The organism is Hyphomonas sp. (genome assembly GCF_046313735.1).
Lineage (GTDB): Bacteria > Pseudomonadota > Alphaproteobacteria > Caulobacterales > Hyphomonadaceae > Hyphomonas.
The window spans coordinates 44,372-63,109 of the sequence record NZ_JBKBXW010000024.1; the positions used below are offsets into that span (position 1 = coordinate 44,372).

An 18,738-nucleotide genomic window follows, 5' to 3' on the forward strand; every position below is an offset into this window, starting at 1 on the left:
CGGCTTTGATCAGGTCAAGCGGATATCGCAATTGGCAGTACCGGCTGTTGCCGAAGGCTTGCCGGGGGCTAGTTTTGCCGCTTTGATGTGCATGGCTGCGAGAGGCTAATATGCGGAAATGCATGGGGTGCATCCGAAACTCTGTCATATAGTCACAAAAGATGTGACAAAAAATGCCACCGGTGACATCGTGCGCCCGGCTGAAACAGTTCACGATTTCCCACAGGCCGGGATATGCCTCGCGGGAGCGCCAACATACATGAACATCTGTTCAGAATGAACAGTTGTTCATCTTCGTATTATTAAGATAAAGTTATCTCCATTAGGCCTTGAGAAAGGCCGAAAACATTGTCATTTCCCCGACATACACGAGACGGGCCATTCGAGGCCTGCGTGATGTACCTTAAGAAGGACAGGCACAGGTCGTCTCTGACGGCCTAAATCGTAAAACAAAAAATCCGCCTGGAGAGAGCAGAGTGAAAGACTGGTGTGACGAAGAAGGCGCGAAGCGCCTGCGTGAAAAGATCAATTCCTATTGGGCCGAGCGCGGCTACGAAGTCGATGTCGACCTCGTTGACGCCGGGTTTGTCCCTGCCATGCGGAGTGCACGCACCGATGTGCGGTCCAACATGGTGAACGGTATGCCGCGCCGCCGTGCGGCAGGCGAGGTGGGCTCGTCCCGCCCGACTTACCGCCCCCGCGGTGAGGCCGCTACCGCCTGATCCCTGAGCGCTGACAGGGCCCCGACAAGCTGGTCATAATGGCTGATGCAGGCATCGGCCGCCATGGACTCGGCTGTCTCGGCCTCATAGCCGAAGGTCACGAATATGAAGGGCAGCCCGGCATTCCGGGCTGCCTTTTCGTCTGTGCGGCTGTCGCCCACAAACAGGGCCCGCTCCGGCGCCCCGCCGGCAGCGGCCACTGTTTCAAACACATGCGCCCCGCTCGGCTTGCGCTGGCTCGCCCGGTCCGCGCCCAGCACCGCATCGAACCGCTCCATCAGGCCAAGCTCGCCGAGCAGCCGCTCGCTGAGGTCCTGGCGCTTGTTCGTGCACACGGCCAGCTTCGCCCCGGCCGCGTTCAGCGCATCCATCGCCGCCACCGCGCCCGGAAAGGGCTGCGAGCTTACCGCAATATTCTCCACATAATAGGCAATGAACCGCTCGAACGCCGCCTCCATCGCCTCTGGCGAGAGGCTCATGCCCCGCACCCCGAAGCCGCGCTCCATCATTGCCCGCGCGCCGTTCCCGATCAGTGTCGCCACCACTGGCAGGTCCACAGGCGCAAGTCCCGCATCCTCCAGCACATGGTTCAGCGCGCTGAGCAGGTCCGGCGCGGTGTCCACCAGCGTCCCGTCGAGATCGAACACCACCGTCCAGCCCTCGAAACTGCCGCTTCGGATCGCCACATCCATCCCTGATCGCCCTCGCCAAACCGCAGGCTTTCGTCTAGGCGATGGGGCAGGGGAAAGCGAGAGGGAGCCCGCATTTGACTGACGCCCGCCAGCCGCGCGCCGCTGTCATCCTCGCCGCCGGCAAGGGCACGCGGATGAAGTCGCCCCTGCCCAAGGTGATGCACGCTGTCGGCGGCCGGCCGATGGTGGACTGGTCCATCGCGCTCGCCCGCAAGGCCGGCGCCTCTCGCATCGTTGCCGTCGTCCACCCCTCGCAGGATGTGCTGATCGCCCACCTTGCGAAATCCCATCCCGATATCGCCATTGCCTATCAGGACCCGCCCGAAGGCACCGGCCATGCCGTTCGCTGCGCCGAAGCTGCCCTCGCCGGGTTCAGCGGCCCGCTCGCCGTTCTCTATGGCGACAGCCCGCTCGTGCCTGTTTCTGCCATCGAGGCCCTGTTCACTGCGCTCGAAGACGGCGCCGCCCTCGGTGTCCTCGGATTCGAGGCGGCCGACCCCGCCCTCTATGGCCGCCTTGTCACCGCCCTCGATGGCAGCCTCGACCGGATCGTCGAAGCACGTGAGGCATCGCCTGAGATACTCGCCATAAGGCTTTGTAATTCCGGCGTTATGGCAGGCGATGCGGGGCTCATGTTCCGGCTCCTGTCCCGCGTCACCAACAACAACGCCAAGGGCGAATATTACCTGACAGACCTTGTCGGCCTCGCCCGCTCAGACGGAGGCCGCTGCGCCGTGGCGACCGCGCCGGAAGACGATCTCATCGGCTGTGATTCAAAGGCCGGCCTCGCCCGCGCCGAAGCGATCTTCCAGGCCCATCGCCGCCGCGAGCTGATGGAGGCCGGTGTCACGCTCGTCGCGCCTGAAACCGTCTTCTTCGCCCATGACACTGAGATTGGCCCAGACGCCGTCATCGAGCCGCATGTCGTCTTCGGCCCCGGCGTGCGCGTGGCCGGCGGTGTGCAGGTCCGTGCCTTCAGCCATCTGGAAGGCGCAGAGGTCGGCGCGGGCTGCATCATCGGCCCCTATGCCCGCCTGCGCCCAGGCACGGTGCTCGGCCCGAACGTCCATATCGGCAATTTCGTCGAGACCAAGAACACAGTCATGGGCGAGGGCGCGAAAGCCAACCACCTCGCCTATCTCGGCGATGGCCGCATCGGCGCGGGCGCAAATATCGGCGCAGGCACAATCTTCTGCAATTATGATGGTGTGTCCAAGAACATCACCGATGTCGGCCCCGGCGCCTTCGTCGGGTCGAACTCCGCCCTCGTCGCCCCGGTCAATATCGGGGCAGGAGCTTATGTCGGCTCCGGCAGCGTTATTACTGAGGACGTGCCTGAAGACGCCCTCGCCCTCGGCCGCGCCCGCCAGACCGGCAAGGCGGGCTGGGCAAAAGACTACCGCGCCAGACAAGCCGCCGCAAAAGCCGCCAGCGAAAAGAAGGACACCTGACCCCCGCCATGGCCAATGATACCGGGAAACAGAACGCCGCCGCCGCCGCCATGGATTATGTCGAGGACGGCATGACCATCGGTCTCGGCACAGGCTCGACGGCGAAATTCTTTGTCGAGATGCTGGCCGACGAGATCGCCGACGGCCTTATCGTGCGCTGTATCGAGACGAGCGAGCAAACGCGCGCCCTCGCGCTCAGCCTCGGCGTGCCGCTCGTGCCCTTCCAGCAGGTTGACCGCATCCACCTCACCGTCGACGGCGCCGACGAGATCGGCCCCGGCGGCGTGCTCATCAAGGGCGGCGGCGCCGCGCTGCTGCGCGAGAAGATCATCGCCAATGCCTCCGATCACATGGTGGTGATCGCCGACGATACGAAAGAGGTCGAGATGCTCGGCGCCTTCCCGCTGCCGGTTGAAGTCACGCCCTTCGGCTATACGATCACGGCCAAGAAAGTGCACGACGCCCTTTTGGAAGCCGGTGTCGAGCGGCCACGCATCGAGCTGCGCAAGGCGCCCCAGAGCCTCGACCTGCTTGTCACCGATGGCGGCAACCATATCCTCGACTGCCATTGCGGGCGCATCCCGAACCCTGCAAAGGCCGCCGCCTTCCTCTCCGGCGTGCCGGGCGTCGTGGAGCATGGCCTGTTCATCGGCCTCGCCCGCACCGTCATCATCGGCGAAGCCGGCAGCGTACGGATCATTGAATACTGATCCCTGCCGCCTCATCTCCTCCCAACTGACACTGCACCAAGGATCCCGATATGAGCGCGCGCGCCTATGACTATGACCTCTTCGTGATCGGCGGCGGATCGGGCGGCGTGCGCGCCGGCCGCATCGCGGCGCTGACGGGGGCTAAGGTCGCCCTCGCCGAGGAATACCGCATGGGCGGCACCTGCGTCATCCGCGGCTGCGTGCCGAAGAAATTCATGGTCTACGCCTCCGACTATGGCAAGCATATCGCCAAGTCCGAAGGCTATGGATGGTCCGTGGACGGTGCATCCTATGATCACGGGAAGTTCATGACCAGGATGCATGCCGAAATCGACCGTCTCTCGGCGATCTATGACCGAAACCTGCGCAATGCCGGTGTCGAGATCATCAGCGAGCGCGCCGAATTCGTGGACGCCCACACGCTGCGCCTGAAAACCTCCGGCAGGACCGTCACCGCAGAAAAGATCCTGATTGCCACCGGCGGGCGCCCCTGGCTTCCGTCCCCGGAGGAATTGCCGGGCGTGCAACACGTCATCACCTCCAACGAAGTTTTTGAAATGGAAGCCGTGCCGAAGCGCCTCGTCGTCGCCGGCGGAGGCTATATCGCGGTCGAATTCGCCCACGTCTTCGCTGGCCTCGGGGCCGAGGTCACGCTCGTCTATCGCGGCGAGACGGTCCTGCGCGGCTTCGACGATGATGTCCGCCTCGCCGTGCATGAAGGCCTCAAGGAAGCGGGCGTGCGTGTCGTCACGACATGCACCTTCGAGCGGATCGAGAAGGGCGAAGGCGGCCTGACGATCACGCTCAGCAGCGGCCATGAAATCGAGACCGACACCATCCTCATGGCCGTCGGCCGCCAGGCCAACACCGAGGGTCTCGGCTGCGAAAAGGCCGGCGTCGCCCTGAATGAAAACGGCAATGTCATCGTCGATGATTTCTCGCGCACCAATATCGAGAACATCTGGGCCGTCGGCGATGTCACAGGCCGCATGGGCCTAACCCCCGTCGCCATCCGCGAGGGCCATGCCTTCGCCGACACCGAATTCGGCGGCAAGCCCTGGAAGATGGACCATTCCTACGTCCCCACCGCCGTCTTCTCCCGCCCCGAAGTTGGCACGGTTGGCCTCTCCGAAGCCGAAGCCCGCCGCCAGCATGGCGAGATCGACATCTACAAGACAAACTTCCGTCCCATGAAGAATGCGCTGAATGGTGACACATCGCGCACCTTCATGAAACTCGTCGTGCGCGCGTCCGACCAGCGCATGCTCGGCGTGCATGTCGTGGGCGAGGACGCCGCCGAAATGATCCAGACCGCCGCCATTGCGGTCAAGATGGGCGCCACCAAACAGGACTTCGACCAGACCTGCGCGCTCCACCCATCCTCCGCCGAAGAACTCGTCACGATGCGGACGAAATGGCAGCCGGAGGCGATTTAGCGCTCCGCTCCGAAGGCCGAACCCGAACGCAACAGCAGGCCCACCCTGAGCGAAGTCGAAGGCCCATCCTTCGACTTCGCTCAGGATGAGTACGGATTGAGGATGAGTACGGACTATCTGGCGGGCGCTGTATCCCCGGCCGCCACCACCATACCCCGGGCCCGCTCGATCACCCGCCGCGTTTCGTCCCACAGCGGCAACCCTGCCAGCGCGTCCGGCGAGATCCATTCGGCATGGTCGGCGTCATCGCCCGCGCGCGCCCCGCCAGACACCCACACCGCCGCATAATCCACCAGAAGATAATGCCGCGTCACGCGGCCATTCCGGCGCGAGGTAAAGATCGCATCGACCACATCGGCAAGCCCGACAAGACGCGCGGTCACGCCGGTCTCCTCGGCCAGTTCGCGCAGCGCGGCGGTTTCAGCCGTCTCGCCAAACTCGATCCGCCCGCCGGGAATCGACCAGTCGCCCGCCAGAGGTTTCGTCCCCCTGCGGATCATCAGCACATCCTCGCCCCGGAAGCAGATCACGCCGACTGCCGGCACAGGCCGGTCTGGCAAGGGCGGCAGGGCAGGGGTCACTTCCTCCGTCATCGGTCTTTCTCCAGAAGCGCTACCGCCTCGACATGCTGCGACCAGAGGAACTGGTCAATGGGGTGTATAGAGGCGATCCTGTAACCGCCATCCACCAGCGTGCGCAAATCCCGCGCCAGCGTCGCCGGATCGCAGGACACATACGCCGCCTTCGGCACGCGCGACCGCGCAAGCTCCGCCGCCTGCGCAGCCGCCCCCGCGCGCGGCGGGTCAAGAACGACGCCGTCAATACGCGAGAGCTCCAAGGCTGCCAGCGGATTGCGGAACAGGTCGCGCCGCGCCGCCGACACAGGCTTCAGTCCGCCCGCGCCCCGCGCCGCCTCCTTCAGCGCCTCCACCGCGCCTGCATCCCCCTCATAGGCGTGTACGGACGAAACCTCCGCCAGCCGGAGCGCAAATGTTCCTGCCCCCGCAAACAGGTCCGCCACTTCGCCCGCCCCGGCGAGGTGCCCGCCTACAAGTCGCGCCATCTCCGCCTCTGCCTCCGCGCTCGCCTGCAGGAAGCCGCCCGGCGGCGGCAACAGCGCCGCCTTGCCGAGGCGTATCTGCGGCCGCCGGGCTGTCAGCATGTCCCCGCCCTCAATGGAGACCCGGGCAAACCCGGCCTGCAGCGCCGCGGCCACCCCTTCCGCCCGCGCCAGCGGCTTCAGCGTTTTAGACAGCCCGCTGACAGACAGGTCGAGCCCCGAATCGGTCTCGGTCATCAGCAGGCTGATTGTCTCGGGGCCAGTAATCAGCCCTGCCGCAATCGCTTTCAGCCGGGGCAGGGCGGCGGCCATCGCGGGCCGCATCACGGGGCATTCTTCCAGCGCGACCAGCTCATGACTGCGCGCCGCATGAAAGCCAAGGCGCACCTCGCGCCCCACCCGCCTCGCCGCCAACGCCGCCCGCCGCCGCGATCCGGCCGGCGTCACCCAGGTCTCCGCTACCTCCGCTGCGAGCCCCCGCGCCGCCAGCGCCCAGACGACCAGCTCCCGCTTGAACGCCGCATACGGCGTTGGCGAAAGGTGCTGCAGCTGGCAGCCTCCACAGCGCCAAAAATGCCGGCACAGAGGTTCCGCCCGCTCCGGCGAGGGCTCGAGAATGCGCACCAGCGCCGCCCGCTCGCCCGCGCCCACCGCCTCCACAACCTCCCCCGGCAGCGTATAGGCCACCGACAGCCAGCCGCCATCTTCCCGCGCCCGCCCGTCGCCCTGCGCGCCCAGATGGTCGATCACCAGCCGGCGCGCCGCGCCCGGCTTCCGGGGGACGTGCGTCTCATGCGGCGGATCGGGGGGTGGCGCAGGCATCGGTCCTTCGTTAGCAGGGGCGGGAAGCCGCCGGAAGGAGCCATCCGATGTCCGACACGCCTGAAACCTCCAGCGCCCCAAATTCTCCGCGCAATGGCGCGCGCCGCAATGGCAAGCCCCGCCCGATCAGCCTCGCCCTGCAGGGCGGCGGCGCCCACGGCGCCTACACATGGGGCGTGCTCGACCGGCTGAGCGAGGAGGCCTCCCTCTCCATCGCGGCGATCTCGGCCACTTCGGCGGGCGCGGTGAACGCCGCCGCCTATGCCGCCGGCCTTGCCCAGAATGGCCCCGAAGGCGCCCGCGCCGCGCTGGAATCGCTCTGGAAATCCGTTGCCGATGCCGGCGCGGGGCTCGGCGTCTTCGGGGCGGCGGGCCTTGCCTTCGCGGCGGCGGTCCAGTCGGTTGCCAGCCCCTATGATTTCAACCCCTTCAATCTCAATCCCCTGCGCCGCATTGTGGAGCGCGAGATTGATTTCGCCCGTGTGCACGAGGCCGGCATCCAGCTCTTTGTCTCCGCCACCAATGTCGAATCCGGCAAGGTCCGCGTCTTCGCGCGCGAGGAAATCACGCTGGACGCCGTGCTCGCCTCCGCCTGCCTGCCGCAGACCTTCCAGGCGGTCGAGATCGACGGGGTGCCCTATTGGGATGGCGGCTTCATGGGCAATCCTAGCCTGTTCCCGCTGATCTATTCCGGCGCCCCGCGCGATGTGCTGCTCGTGATGCTGAACCCGCTCGCCCGTGAAGGCGTGCCCCGGCGCGCCAGCGAGATCCAGGAACGCCTCAACGAGATCAGCTTCAACGCCTCGCTGATCGGAGAGCTGCGCGCCATCGCCTTCGTCCAGCGCCTGATTGATGACGGCATGCTGAAAGAGGCGATGCTGAAGAAGTACCGCCGCCTCAATATCCACGCCATCAAGGGCGGGCAGGACCTGCTCGGCTATGGCCTCTCCACCAAATACGACACGCGCTGGCGGTTCCTGACAGAGCTGCGCGACCTTGGCCGCGCCGCGGCAGACCGATGGCTCGACACCTGCGCCTCGCATGTCGGCGGCAAGACCTCCAGCTTCGACATCCGCGCGGAGTTCCTGGAGAGCTGAAGCGCGCGGCCGGGCACCCATCTCGTGCCCGAAATCCAGTCCGCTACGCCGCGTCGCCCCCCAGGCCCGCCCCCTGTTTTTCCGGCGAACGCCGGAACCCAGAAGCGGTAACGCACCCCGTAAGATCTGGATCCCGGCATTCGCCAGGAAGACAGGAAACAGGGCCTTCCTGCACCCCCAAAGAAAAAAAGGGGAGACGGACCCCCGTCTCCCCCTTCAATCCGGTTCAGGTGATGACTGCGCGCGGCTTATTCCTCGACCGGCAGATCCGCGGGCTCCGGCGCCGGTGCAGGCTCGGCAGGGGCTTCGACGGCCTCGGGCTCTCCCTCTTCGCCGCCTTCGGCGTCCTCTTCCCCGGTGGCTTCTTCGCCCTCTACGGCTTCCGTTTCAGCGGCAGCCATCGGCTCGGGGAAGGGCGGCGGATTGGCAGTATTGGCCGCCATATATGCAATCACGGCCGCCCGGTCCGGATCCCGGCGAATACCGGCAAACGACATCGACGTGCCGCGCAGGTAGGCTGCCGGATTCCTCAGCCAGTCATCGAGATTCTCATAGGTCCATTCGCCGCCCATATTGGCCATCGCGGCAGAGTAGTTGAAGCCCGCGATATGGGCCTTGGGTGCGCCAACCGTGTCGTAAAGGTTCGGGCCGGTGCCATTGGCGCCGCCGGGCGCAATCGTGTGGCAGGTCGCACACTGGCTGGCGAACACGCGCTCGCCGCGCGTCAGGTCTGCCGCCAGAAGCGCGGCGCCGAGGTCAAACACCTCCGCCACCGCGTCCGCGCCCGCCGAAGCGGCCTCGGCGATCTCGATACAATACGAGAATTTCGAGCACATCCGCTCGGTAAGCGTCGCGTATTCTGCCGAGCCGTAATGCCCGCCGCCGCCGCCGAACGCGATCTTCGGCAGCTCCATCAGCGCCATCATGGCCAGCGCCGTTGCCAGAAGGGCACCGAAAATCTTGTTGAGACCGAGTTCTCCCATCGGGCATTCCTTCGAATCTATTGCATATTTGCGTCTTGGCGCCGGCCTTTTGGCACGCTAACCCGGCCGGCACAATATAACGGGTGTCTCCATCGGGCGCTTCCCCCGGCTGTCGCGGCGATCAGACGCATGCCGGGGTCCTCCAGCACAGGACTGACCGCATGACGCTGAAGATTGCCTATCAGGGCGAACCGGGCGCGAATTCCCACATCGCCTGTTCCGAGGCGTTCCCTACGCACGCGCCCATGGCCTGCCGCACCTTCGAGGACTGTTTCATCGCGGTCGAGCGCGGCGAGGCCGACCTCGCCATGATTCCGGTAGAGAATACGATCGCTGGCCGCGTCGGTGACATCCATTACCTCCTGCCCACCACCCAGCTGCACATCACCGGCGAATACTACCTGCCGATCCGCTTCCAGCTGATGGCCCTGCCGGGCACGAAGCTGGAGACGGTCAAGAAGGCCCGCTCGCACATCATGGGCCTCGGCCAGTGCCGCAACTTCCTGCGCCGCCACGGTATCGAGGCCGTCACCGCCGCCGACACCGCCGGGGCCGCCCGCGAAGTGGCGGAGCAGGCCGACCCGTCCGTCGCCGCCATCGCCCCGCGCCTTGCCGCCGAAGTCTACGGCCTGGAAATCCTCGCCGAAAACATCGAGGACGCAGCCCATAACACCACCCGCTTCGTCATCATGTCGCGCGAGCCGGCAGACATCGAGGCCGGCAACGGCCCGGTGAAGATGGCCTTCCTGTTCGAGGTCCGGAACATCCCCGCCGCGCTCTATAAGGCGCTCGGCGGGTTTGCGACCAACGGCATCAACATGACGAAGCTGGAAAGCTATCTCGTCGGCGGCTCATTCGAGGCCTCGCAATTCTATGCCGAGATCGAAGGCCACCCCGATGAACGCCCGGTCCAGCTGGCGCTGGAGGAACTGGGCTTCTTCTCCCAGTCCCTCAAGATCCTCGGCGTCTTCCCGAAGACCGCGCTGGCGAGGCTGTAGCGCCTACTCGACCCGGATGGGGCGGCGGGCAAGCACCCTGCGCCCGCCGGGGGCTTCCAGCACGTAGCGGATCTCATACTCGCCCGCCTCGGCCGGCAGGGTCAGCTGGTTCGGGAACTGCGCGCCCGCATAGAAATAGGCAAGCTCGCCTGACGCCGGAAGGAAGCCGCTCCTCACGAGGTCTATATAGTCGCCCTCCCGCTGGGGTCCCTCATAGGTCACGATGATCGTTTCACCTGCGGCAGCAGAGTCGGGCGCCGTCAGGGTGGCCGTCACCGGCGTGACCAACAGCGGCGCAGACACAAGCACCGCCCGCCCGCCGGGGCCTTCGAGGATGTAGCGGATCAGATAGTCGCCCTCGGCGCCAGGCGCGGTCAGGCGGGCCGGGCTGCCGGCGGAGGTGTAGGCATAGTTGATCTCGCCGGACGTGGCGGTGAAACCGGCGGGCACGATATCGAGATAGTCCCCGTTACCATCGGGGCCCGTCCACGCGACGGTTATCGGCTCGCCGGCGGAAGCGGTTTCCGGGGCGTCGAGGCTGACTTCGGCGGCGGTGACGGTCAGGGGCTGAACGGCCTTGACCTCCCGGCCGGTTGTGAGCTCGGCGATGTAGCGCACGTCATATTCGCCGGGCGCAGTGACGACGCGCAGGCCATTCCCCTGCAGGGCCGCCGGAACATAGATGTAGGCCAGCTCGCCGGAGGTGGCGGTGAAGCCGCGCGGGACGATGTCGATATAGTCCTGCTGGTTCGCCGGGCCGGTGAAGACCGGGGTGATGTAGCTGCCCGCAACGGCGGTTTCGGGGACGGACAGGGTGACGTCGCCATCGATGGGCTCGCCTTCATTGACCTGCACATCTGCAGCGGCGGGTTCCTCTGCCGGGCTCACGGCTTCGGGCGCGCGGCCGCAGGCGGCGAGCGTCAGAACCAAGGCCGAGATGGCCACACAGGTCGGTTTTGCCAGCATGATGATGTTCCCCTTCAATGACGCTGTGAACAGCAGGCCAGCCTCAAGCTGGCCGCAGTCCGAGCCATACAATGCAGGGACTGTCCGGGGAAGCCTCGGGCCGGCTCAGCCCGCCCGGTGCTGGCGCATCAGGTCGGCGAAGCGGTCGAACAGGTAGAAGCTGTCCTGCGGGCCGGGGGAGGCTTCAGGGTGGTGCTGGACCGAGATGATCGGCCTGCCCTTAACGCTGAGGCCGGAATTGGTGCCGTCGAACAGCGAGCGGTGGCTCTCCTCCACGCCGGCGGGCAGGGTGGCGGTGTCGACGGTGAAGCCGTGGTTCATCGAGACGATCTCGACCTTGCCGGTGGCTAGGTCTTTCACCGGATGGTTCGCGCCATGATGGCCCTGCGCCATTTTCTTAGTCTTCGCGCCAAGGGCGAGGGCAAGCATCTGGTGGCCAAGGCAGATGCCGAGGATCGGGATGCCGGAGGCGACGAGGGTGCCGATCATGCCGCCGGAGCGGGCGAAGGTGGCCGCCGGGTCGCCGGGGCCGTTGGAGAAGACGACGCCATCGGGCTTAAGGGCGAGGATGTCCTCGGCGCCCGCGTCCCCGTTCACGACTGTGGCGCGCGCGCCAACATTGGCGAGGTTGCGCAGGATATTCTTCTTCACGCCGAAATCGACGACCACGACATGGAATTCGGCATTACCCATCGGCTGGTGGCCGGCAGCTGGCGTCCAGAGGCCTTCAGTGTGTTCGAAGGCGGCCTCCTGGACGACGTCTGCGGCAAGGTCAGCGCCGTCGAGGCCCGGCCAGGTGAGGGCGGTTTCGATCAGGGCGGCAAAGTCGATATTGCCTTCCGGCTTGTGGCAGAGGGCAGCCTTGGGCATCCCCTGCTCGCGGATGCGGCGGGTGAGGGCGCGGGTGTCCACACCGGACAGGCCGATGATGCCGCGCCGGGCGAGCCAGGCGCCGAAATCTTCCGCCGAGCGCCAGTTGGACGGGGCCGTGATCGGTTCGCGGAAGATGGCGCCGCAGGCGGCGTCGCTGGCCGGCGGGGTGGACTCTTCGTGGTCTTCGGGGTTGGCGCCGACATTACCGATATGGGGGAAGGTGAAGAGGACGATCTGCTGGGCGTAGGAAGGATCGGTCAGGATTTCCTGATAGCCGGTCATTGCGGTGTTGAAACAAAGCTCTCCTGCGCGAATTCCCGCGGCGCCGCTCCCGTAACCGGCGAAAACTGTACCGTCTTCAAGGGCCAGGGCGCCGGTGGCTGAGTCCATATCTTGATTCCTGCTCATGGACGTTATACCCCTTCACGCTCGTCGGTCGGTTGACGCGCTGTTAACCGCTCTCGCCAAAACTCAGCGGCTTATTGGGGCTGAGTCTCGGGAGCGTCAAGCAACGCTGCGCGCGCCGGGGTGTAGAAAGGCATTGAACGGCATGGGCCGCGAAGACATTTCTGCCTGTCAGGGCCTGAAGGCCCGCATCGCACAAGCATTGAAGGAGGAATCTGCCGGTCCGGCAGATGACATCCGGCTGAGCACGCTGCGCCTGATCGACGTTGCTGTGCGCGACCGGGATGTGTGCGCACGCGGGCGCGGCGAGCGCGAAGGCTGCCCCGATGCCGACGTCCAGCGCGTGCTGCAGACCATGGTGGCCCAGCGCGAAGCCTCTGCCCGCGAGCATGAGGAAGAAGGCCGTATCGCCGATGCGATCCGCGAGCGGGACGAGATTGCAATCATTGAGGCCTTCCTGCCGCAGCCCCTGTCCGGCAAGGCGCTGGAAATTGCCGTGAACCAGGTTGTCGAGGACCTTGGCGCCTCGAAACTGAAGGATCTTGGCCGCTGCGTGACAGCGCTGAAAGAGCGCTATCCCGGCCAGATCGAGGCGGCGAGCGCTGGCAAGGCCGTTCGCACGGCGCTCAGCCGCACGGCCTGAACCACCGCTGAACCCTACATTACAATGGAGTCAGGGCCGGGAACCCCGGCCAGCTGGCCGCGTTGGCCTGTAATGTAACCCCGGAAGGAGACATGACATGACCTTCAGTAAATCCCTGCTCGCCGGCTCTGCCGCCCTTGGCCTGCTGATGACGGCGGCTGCCTGCTCCGATGCAAGTTCGCCCGACACGTTTGCCGATTTCGCCGCCCCGACCGGCGAAGCGGAACTCTATGCCGACATCGCATCGGCAGAAGATGAAATGTTCATGGAAGAACCCGTGATGCAGGAAGCCTCGCTGCGGGAAGCCTACCAGCTGGCTGAAGGTGAACTCGTCGCCTCGTGGCTGATGGGCGCCTCGCTGGTAAACGGCACGGGCGAGGAACTGGCTCAGGTGGCAGATGTGTGGCTCGGCGAAGACGGCGCAGAGTCGGCTCTGGTTATCCGTGATGGCGGCGTTGCCGGCTTCGGCGGCAACCTGCACCTGCTCGCCTTCAAAAGCGCGGAATTCCTGCCGGCCTCCATGACCGAGAGCGAATTCATCGTCCGGACCGAGATGACCGACCTGTCCGCCCTGCCGGCGTTCGAGCAGCAGGCCTTCAATGATTACCGCCTCGCCTCCGAGGTGATGGGCACGATCGCGCCGATGAGCTTCAGCGGCGAGGGCGCGCGGATCAATGAGCTGATCCTGAGCGATGATGGCGAGCTGCGCTATGCCGTCATCTCCCCGGGCATCATCGCGGACGAGCCGCTCGTGGTCGAAAGCCGGGTGCTGGCCGTCTCGCAGGGCGACAGCGACGGGGAAGTGGTGCTCGATGTGACCGAGGAAGACCTCGCCGCAGCCCCGGTCTGGCGCGAGGAGTAACCTCGACCGCCTCTCAGAGGTGAAGCAAGCTGAAGAAGGAAAGGCCCTGCCGCGCTGCGGCGGGGCCTTTTCGGTTGCCGCGCCGGTGAGATGGCGCGTATCGCCCGGCGCGCGAAAGCTGTAATCTGCCGCCGATGTCTGCACCGATCCGCATTCCCGATGGATTCGTCGATGAGCTGAAGGCCCGTATCCGGCCTTCGGATGTGATCGGGCGTAAGGTGAAGCTGACCAAGAAGGGCAAGGAATGGGTCGGCCTTTCGCCCTTCACGGCGGAGAAGACGCCGAGCTTCTATGTCAACGACCAGAAGCGCATCTTCAAATGCTTCTCCTCCGGCATGGGCGGGGATGTGATCAATTTCGTGATGGAGACCGAACGGCTCTCCTTCATGGAGGCGGTCGAGAAGCTGGCCGAGGAGGCGGGCATGAGCTTGCCCAAGGCGAGCCCTCAGGCAGCAGAGGAGTACGACCACCGCAAACGCCTGCAGGCAGCCTGCGAGGCGGCGGCGGCGTTTTTCGAGGACCGGCTGAAATCGGCAGAAGGGGCAGGGGCGCGCAACTATCTGGAAGGGCGCGGGCTGAAGCCATCGAGCTGGGGCCGCTACCGGCTCGGCTATGCGCCCGATGACTGGCGGCGCACGCGCACGCATCTGCGCAGCGAAGGCTTCACCGATGAGGAACTGATGGAAGCCGGCCTGATCAAGGAAAGCGACAAGGGCGGCGAGCCCTACGACGCCTTCCGGGGCCGGCTGATGTTTCCGATCCCCGATGCGCGCGGCGCCATCATCGCCTTTGGCGGGCGGGCGCTGACGCCGGACGCCAAGCCCAAATACCTCAATTCCGGCGACACGCCGCTCTTCCACAAGTCCAATGTCCTCTATCGTTACAAGGCGGCGCGGGAAGCGCTTGGTCATGGTGAGGGCGGGGGCCTCATCGTGGCGGAAGGGTATATGGATGTCATTGCGCTCTGCGAGGCAGGCTTTGGCCAGGCGGTCGCCCCGCTGGGCACGGCGCTGACTGAGGAGCAGCTGCAGCTGGTCTGGAAGGCCGGTCCCGAGCCTGTGATGTGTTTCGACGGCGACCGGGCGGGGCTCGGGGCGGCCTACCGCGCGCTCGACCGGGCGTTGCCGCATGTCGAGCCTGGCCGGTCGGTCTTCTTCGTGCTGCTGCCCGACGGGCTGGACCCGGATGACCTGATCCGCGCGCAGGGGGCAGGGGCCATGGCGGCGCAGCTGGAGGCGCGCCTGCCGCTGTCGGAGCTGTTATGGCGGCGCGAGCGGGACGCCGAGCCGCTGGATACGCCGGAGCGCCAGGCGGGGCTGGAGGCGCGGCTGATGGCGGCCTGCGGGGCGATTCGCCATGCCGGTGTGCGCGCGGCCTATGAGCGGGATTTAAGATCGCGCCTGCGCGACCATCTCTACGCTCTGCGCGCAGCCCGGCGCGAGACGCGCAGCAACAGCGCCGGCCCCCGCCGCACCGGACGGTTCCAGAAGCCTGAGGAGCGGTTCGATCCGGCCGTCATGCCGGTGGATATTTCGGAGGAAGCCGCCAGCGCGCTGCTGCTCAAACAGAAGGCGGAGCTGCAGAAAAAGGCCCCCGGCGTGCTGGTGCGCCTGATCGACAGCCCGGCCCTCCTGGCGCTTGGAATCGAGAAGCTCGCCCTTGCGGAGTTTCACGACAGGGATGTCCAGGCATTGCGCGATGCAGTTCTCGACCTCGCAAACGACGCAATCCCCATTGACCGCGCGGCTGTGACCGCCCATTTAGGCCAGTCTGGGAACATACGTGCTGCCGGTTTGCTCAAAGATTATCCCTCCACGCCTCAGATCGCGGCCAATGGGCCCGAGGCAAGGGAATGGCTGATTGCCCTGGAGCAATATGTGGCGATGCGGCGTTCCGGCGACACTGACACTGTGTCTGGCACGGATCGTGCGGACGCGGACCCGACGCTGTCTCCGCAGGAGTGGAGGCGGCGCCACCAGCTGGTCGCCGAGCGCAGGGCTCTAAAGGCCCGTATGAACGAGGCATCCAGTAAGCGCAGCGACAGCTGAACGGCAAGGGCGAGAGCGACTGGCAGGCGGTTTGGAGAGGCCGTTTGTCCGGTGAGGAGAGAGCTGAACTATGGCGACAGCCACCAAGAAGAAAAAGAACACCGCAGGCGACGGTGAGGGTGAAGACGAGAAGGACAACGAGGCGGGCCTTGTCGATTTCAATGCGACAGACGTCAAGAAGGTCCTGAAACGCGCCCAGAAGCGCGGCTTCATCACCCATGACGAGATCAACCAGTTGCTGCCGGACGCCGATATGAGCTCCGACCAGATCGAGGACGTGATGTCCCAGATCTCGGAAATGGGCATCGCGGTCGTCGAGACCGAGGAAGAAGCCGAGGAGCAGGGCAAGGCCCTGACCAAGATCGAGGACAAGAAGGTCGTCGCCAAGAAGGGCAATGCCCGGGGCAGCGACCGGACGGACGACCCCGTGCGGATGTACCTGCGCGAGATGGGCGCGGTGGAGCTTCTTTCCCGCGAGGGCGAGATTGCGATTGCCAAGCGCATCGAGGCCGGCCGCGACGCGATGATCCGCGGCCTGTGCGAGAGCCCGCTGACCTTCGAGGCGATGATGGTCTGGCGCGATGAGCTCATCAATGAGCGTATCCTGCTGCGCGACCTGATCGACCTGGAAGCGACCTATGGCGCGGAAAACCCGCCGCCGGAGCCCAAGCCGATCGAGGAGAAGGCGCCCGAGCCTGCCGCCCCGGTGAAAGGCAAGAAGCGCCAGAGCCAGGAAGAGATCGACGAGGTCGAAGCCGAACGCCTGCGCCAGCAGCAGCAGGAAGAGGAAGAGGAAGACGACGCGGTCGCTATGTCGATGTCGGCGATGGAAGGGGAGCTGCGCGAAGGCGTGCTCGCCAAGCTCGACGAGGTCGCAGAAGCGTTCGGCCGGTTCCGCAAGCTGCAGGACCGCCTCGTCACGCGCCGCCTGGAAGGCAAGGACCTGACACCCAAGGCGCAGGGCGAGTATGACGAGCTCTCGCTGCTGATCGTCGAGAACCTCAAGACGATCCACATCAACAATGCCCGGATCGAAGCCCTGGTTGAGCAGCTCTATGCGATCAACAAGAAGCTGATGGGCCTTGAAGGCAAGCTGATGCGGCTCGCCGATGCGCACGGCGTTCCGCGCAAGGAATTCCTCGAGAACTATATCGGCAGCGAGCTTGAGCCCGGCTGGGCCGAGCGCGTGCGTGCCATTTCGCCGAAATGGAAGCGGCTGATCGACTCCAAAGGCGATGATGTCGAGGAAGTGCGTGCGGAGATTTCCGAGATCGCGCAGGAAATCGGCATCCCGATCGACGATTTCCGCCGCATCGTCCAGACGGTGCAGAAGGGCGAGCGCGAGGCGCGGATCGCGAAGAAGGAGATGGTGGAAGCCAACCTCCGCCTCGTGATCTCGATTGCGAAGAAATACACCAATCGCGGCCTTCAGTTCCTGGACCTGATCCAGGAGGGCAATATCGGCCTGATGAAGGCGGTCGACAAATTCGAGTATCGCCGCGGCTATAAATTCTCGACCTATGCCACATGGTGGATCCGTCAGGCCATCACCCGCTCAATTGCGGACCAGGCCCGGACGATCCGTATCCCGGTGCACATGATCGAGACGATCAACAAGATCATCCGTACCCAGCGCCAGATGCTGCACGAGATCGGCCGCGAGCCGACCCCGGAAGAACTGGCCGAAAAGCTCGGCCTGCCGCTCGAGAAGATCCGCAAGGTTCTCAAGATCGCCAAGGAACCGATCTCGCTGGAAACACCGATTGGCGACGACGAGGATTCAAACCTCGGCGACTTCATCGAGGACAAGATGGCGCTGCTGCCTGTGGATGCGGCCATCCAGTCGAACTTGCGCGAGACGACGACGCGCGTGCTCGCCTCGCTCACCCCGCGTGAGGAACGCGTTCTGCGGATGCGCTTCGGCATTGGTATGAACACGGACCACACGCTGGAAGAAGTCGGCCAGCAGTTCAGCGTGACCCGCGAACGTATCCGCCAGATCGAGGCGAAGGCGCTGCGGAAGCTGAAACATCCGAGCCGGTCAAGGAAGCTGCGGAGCTTCCTGGATACGTGATCCGGATGCAGATCAAAGGGTGGCTCAAGGGCCGCCCTTTTTTTGATGCTCCTGTCAGGTTGTCTTGATCATAAGGCCTCGTAACAGAAGGTATGTGAGAAGCATACTCATGCAGAAGCCAAGATCAGCGCCGAATCCCAGATAAAGCAGCGCAAACGCCAGGCCGGACGCCGCCAGCAGGCCCAGCCAATGCCAGCGGATATTCTTGGCCTTGAGCATGGACAGTTTCCACATGGCGTCGGCGGCGAATACAAAGATCACCGGATAATACCAGTGTGGCCAAAAGGCGTCCCCGAACGCCGCCCACATGGCCAGGATCACGATCAGCGCGGCCAGGGAGGTTGAGGTGAGGAAGGCTGCCAATGGGAGTTTCATGACGCTTCCAGCTGTTGCGTTCACCGCGTGATGGTAATCGGCATCTGGATCGAAGTTGCAAGGCGCAACTTTGGTTGGATTGACAGGCTTTGCCATTGACGCCACCCTTGATCACAAGGAGCCTGCCACGGCCACGATGAACATCTCCCTGCCAGGCGCGCTTGAGACGCGGATACGCGAACTGGCGGCAGCGTCCGGCAAGGCGCCGGAAGCGCTGGTGGAGGAAGCGGTCGAGCGGATGCTGGACGACGAGGCTGACCGGACCGAGATCGCCTCGCGCATGGCGCGCTTTGCGGAAACGGGGGCGGCCTTCGATCATGAAGATGTGCTCGGAACCCTGCGCCAGCGAGCCAAAGCGAAACCCGGCAGCACATGAAGATCCGCTGGTTGCCCTGAGCTGCGGAGCTTCCTGGATACTTAATCCGGATACAGATCAAACGACGGCTCAAGGGCCGCCCTTTTTCGTAGGGTGGAGTGAGCGAAGCGAAGTCCACCAACTGTCCATGCCCGGTGTGGTGGAC

Annotated in this window: 18 protein-coding genes; 11 read left to right on the top strand and 7 right to left on the bottom strand. The window is 65.1% G+C overall.

Translation table 11 applies throughout. The features are described from left to right. The first annotated feature begins 476 nt into the window (after nt 1-476). Nucleotides 477-722, top strand: a complete 246-nt coding sequence (locus tag ACK4SV_RS12510) for a hypothetical protein (RefSeq protein WP_409918170.1) — start codon at nt 477-479, stop codon at nt 720-722. Here ACK4SV_RS12510 and gph read toward each other — a convergent pair. Beyond that, nucleotides 689-1,414, bottom strand: a complete 726-nt coding sequence (gene gph, locus ACK4SV_RS12515) for a phosphoglycolate phosphatase (protein WP_409918171.1) — start codon at nt 1,412-1,414, stop codon at nt 689-691. The genes ACK4SV_RS12510 and gph overlap by 34 nt on opposite strands. A gap of 74 nt (nt 1,415-1,488) precedes the next feature. On the opposite strand from gph, the gene glmU reads away from it, so the two are divergent. The 3 genes from glmU to gor are packed head-to-tail and all read left to right on the top strand — an operon-like array spanning nt 1,489 to nt 5,011. Next, nucleotides 1,489-2,865, top strand: coding sequence for a bifunctional UDP-N-acetylglucosamine diphosphorylase/glucosamine-1-phosphate N-acetyltransferase GlmU (gene glmU, locus ACK4SV_RS12520; protein WP_409918172.1), 1,377 nt, complete (start codon nt 1,489-1,491; stop codon nt 2,863-2,865). 8 nt (nt 2,866-2,873) lie between these two features. After that, on the top strand, nt 2,874-3,575 hold the full coding sequence (gene rpiA, locus ACK4SV_RS12525; protein WP_409918173.1) for a ribose-5-phosphate isomerase RpiA: 702 nt from the start codon (nt 2,874-2,876) through the stop codon (nt 3,573-3,575). A 50-nt stretch (nt 3,576-3,625) separates the two neighbouring features. Continuing rightward, complete coding sequence (gene gor, locus ACK4SV_RS12530; RefSeq protein WP_409918174.1) at nt 3,626-5,011, top strand: glutathione-disulfide reductase; 1,386 nt, start codon at nt 3,626-3,628, stop codon at nt 5,009-5,011. A 113-nt stretch (nt 5,012-5,124) separates the two neighbouring features. Here gor and ACK4SV_RS12535 read toward each other — a convergent pair whose 3' ends face one another. Together ACK4SV_RS12535 and ACK4SV_RS12540 are read right to left on the bottom strand one after the other, a co-directional pair. Further along, nucleotides 5,125-5,604, bottom strand: coding sequence for an NUDIX hydrolase (locus tag ACK4SV_RS12535; RefSeq protein WP_409918175.1), 480 nt, complete (start codon nt 5,602-5,604; stop codon nt 5,125-5,127). Next, nucleotides 5,601-6,893 carry a class I SAM-dependent RNA methyltransferase gene (locus ACK4SV_RS12540; protein ID WP_409918176.1) on the bottom strand — a complete coding sequence of 431 codons (1,293 nt, stop codon included), beginning with the start codon at nt 6,891-6,893 and terminating at the stop codon, nt 5,601-5,603. Before ACK4SV_RS12540 ends, ACK4SV_RS12535 begins: the two co-directional genes overlap by 4 nt. Before the next feature lie 47 nt (nt 6,894-6,940). Between ACK4SV_RS12540 and ACK4SV_RS12545 the strand changes: the two genes are divergently transcribed. Continuing rightward, nucleotides 6,941-7,990, top strand: coding sequence for a patatin-like phospholipase family protein (locus ACK4SV_RS12545; protein ID WP_409918177.1), 1,050 nt, complete (start codon nt 6,941-6,943; stop codon nt 7,988-7,990). A 248-nt stretch (nt 7,991-8,238) separates the two neighbouring features. On the opposite strand, the gene ACK4SV_RS12550 is transcribed toward ACK4SV_RS12545, so the two are convergent. Then, nucleotides 8,239-8,973, bottom strand: a complete 735-nt coding sequence (locus ACK4SV_RS12550; protein WP_409918178.1) for a c-type cytochrome — start codon at nt 8,971-8,973, stop codon at nt 8,239-8,241. A 161-nt stretch (nt 8,974-9,134) separates the two neighbouring features. Here ACK4SV_RS12550 and ACK4SV_RS12555 point away from each other — a divergent pair, with 161 nt between their 5' ends. Then, nucleotides 9,135-9,971, top strand: coding sequence for a prephenate dehydratase (locus tag ACK4SV_RS12555; protein ID WP_409918179.1), 837 nt, complete (start codon nt 9,135-9,137; stop codon nt 9,969-9,971). 3 nt (nt 9,972-9,974) lie between these two features. On the opposite strand, the gene ACK4SV_RS12560 is transcribed toward ACK4SV_RS12555, so the two are convergent. Then, a complete protein-coding gene (locus ACK4SV_RS12560; RefSeq protein ID WP_409918180.1) occupies nt 9,975-10,937 on the bottom strand; it encodes a hypothetical protein in 963 nt (320 codons plus the stop codon). A 105-nt stretch (nt 10,938-11,042) separates the two neighbouring features. Next, nucleotides 11,043-12,200, bottom strand: a complete 1,158-nt coding sequence (carA, locus tag ACK4SV_RS12565) for a glutamine-hydrolyzing carbamoyl-phosphate synthase small subunit (RefSeq protein WP_409918181.1) — start codon at nt 12,198-12,200, stop codon at nt 11,043-11,045. A gap of 160 nt (nt 12,201-12,360) precedes the next feature. On the opposite strand from carA, the gene ACK4SV_RS12570 reads away from it, so the two are divergent. From ACK4SV_RS12570 to rpoD, 4 genes are all read left to right on the top strand, one after another. Next, nucleotides 12,361-12,858, top strand: a complete 498-nt coding sequence (locus ACK4SV_RS12570) for a GatB/YqeY domain-containing protein (RefSeq protein WP_409918182.1) — start codon at nt 12,361-12,363, stop codon at nt 12,856-12,858. A gap of 97 nt (nt 12,859-12,955) precedes the next feature. Beyond that, on the top strand, nt 12,956-13,720 hold the full coding sequence (locus ACK4SV_RS12575) for a hypothetical protein (protein ID WP_409918183.1): 765 nt from the start codon (nt 12,956-12,958) through the stop codon (nt 13,718-13,720). Between the two features lie 134 nt (nt 13,721-13,854). After that, the gene (gene dnaG / locus ACK4SV_RS12580) at nt 13,855-15,768 is read left to right on the top strand and encodes a DNA primase (protein WP_409918184.1); all 1,914 of its coding nucleotides are present in this window, start codon (nt 13,855-13,857) and stop codon (nt 15,766-15,768) included. A gap of 70 nt (nt 15,769-15,838) precedes the next feature. After that, entirely contained in the window at nt 15,839-17,842 is a 2,004-nt protein-coding gene (gene rpoD / locus ACK4SV_RS12585) for an RNA polymerase sigma factor RpoD (protein WP_409918185.1), read from the top strand. Between the two features lie 54 nt (nt 17,843-17,896). On the opposite strand, the gene ACK4SV_RS12590 is transcribed toward rpoD, so the two are convergent. Continuing rightward, nucleotides 17,897-18,313 carry a hypothetical protein gene (locus ACK4SV_RS12590; RefSeq protein ID WP_409918186.1) on the bottom strand — a complete coding sequence of 139 codons (417 nt, stop codon included), beginning with the start codon at nt 18,311-18,313 and terminating at the stop codon, nt 17,897-17,899. A gap of 40 nt (nt 18,314-18,353) precedes the next feature. Here ACK4SV_RS12590 and ACK4SV_RS12595 point away from each other — a divergent pair, with 40 nt between their 5' ends. Beyond that, nucleotides 18,354-18,593 carry a hypothetical protein gene (locus ACK4SV_RS12595; protein WP_409918187.1) on the top strand — a complete coding sequence of 80 codons (240 nt, stop codon included), beginning with the start codon at nt 18,354-18,356 and terminating at the stop codon, nt 18,591-18,593. Nucleotides 18,594-18,738: the final 145 nt, after the last annotated feature.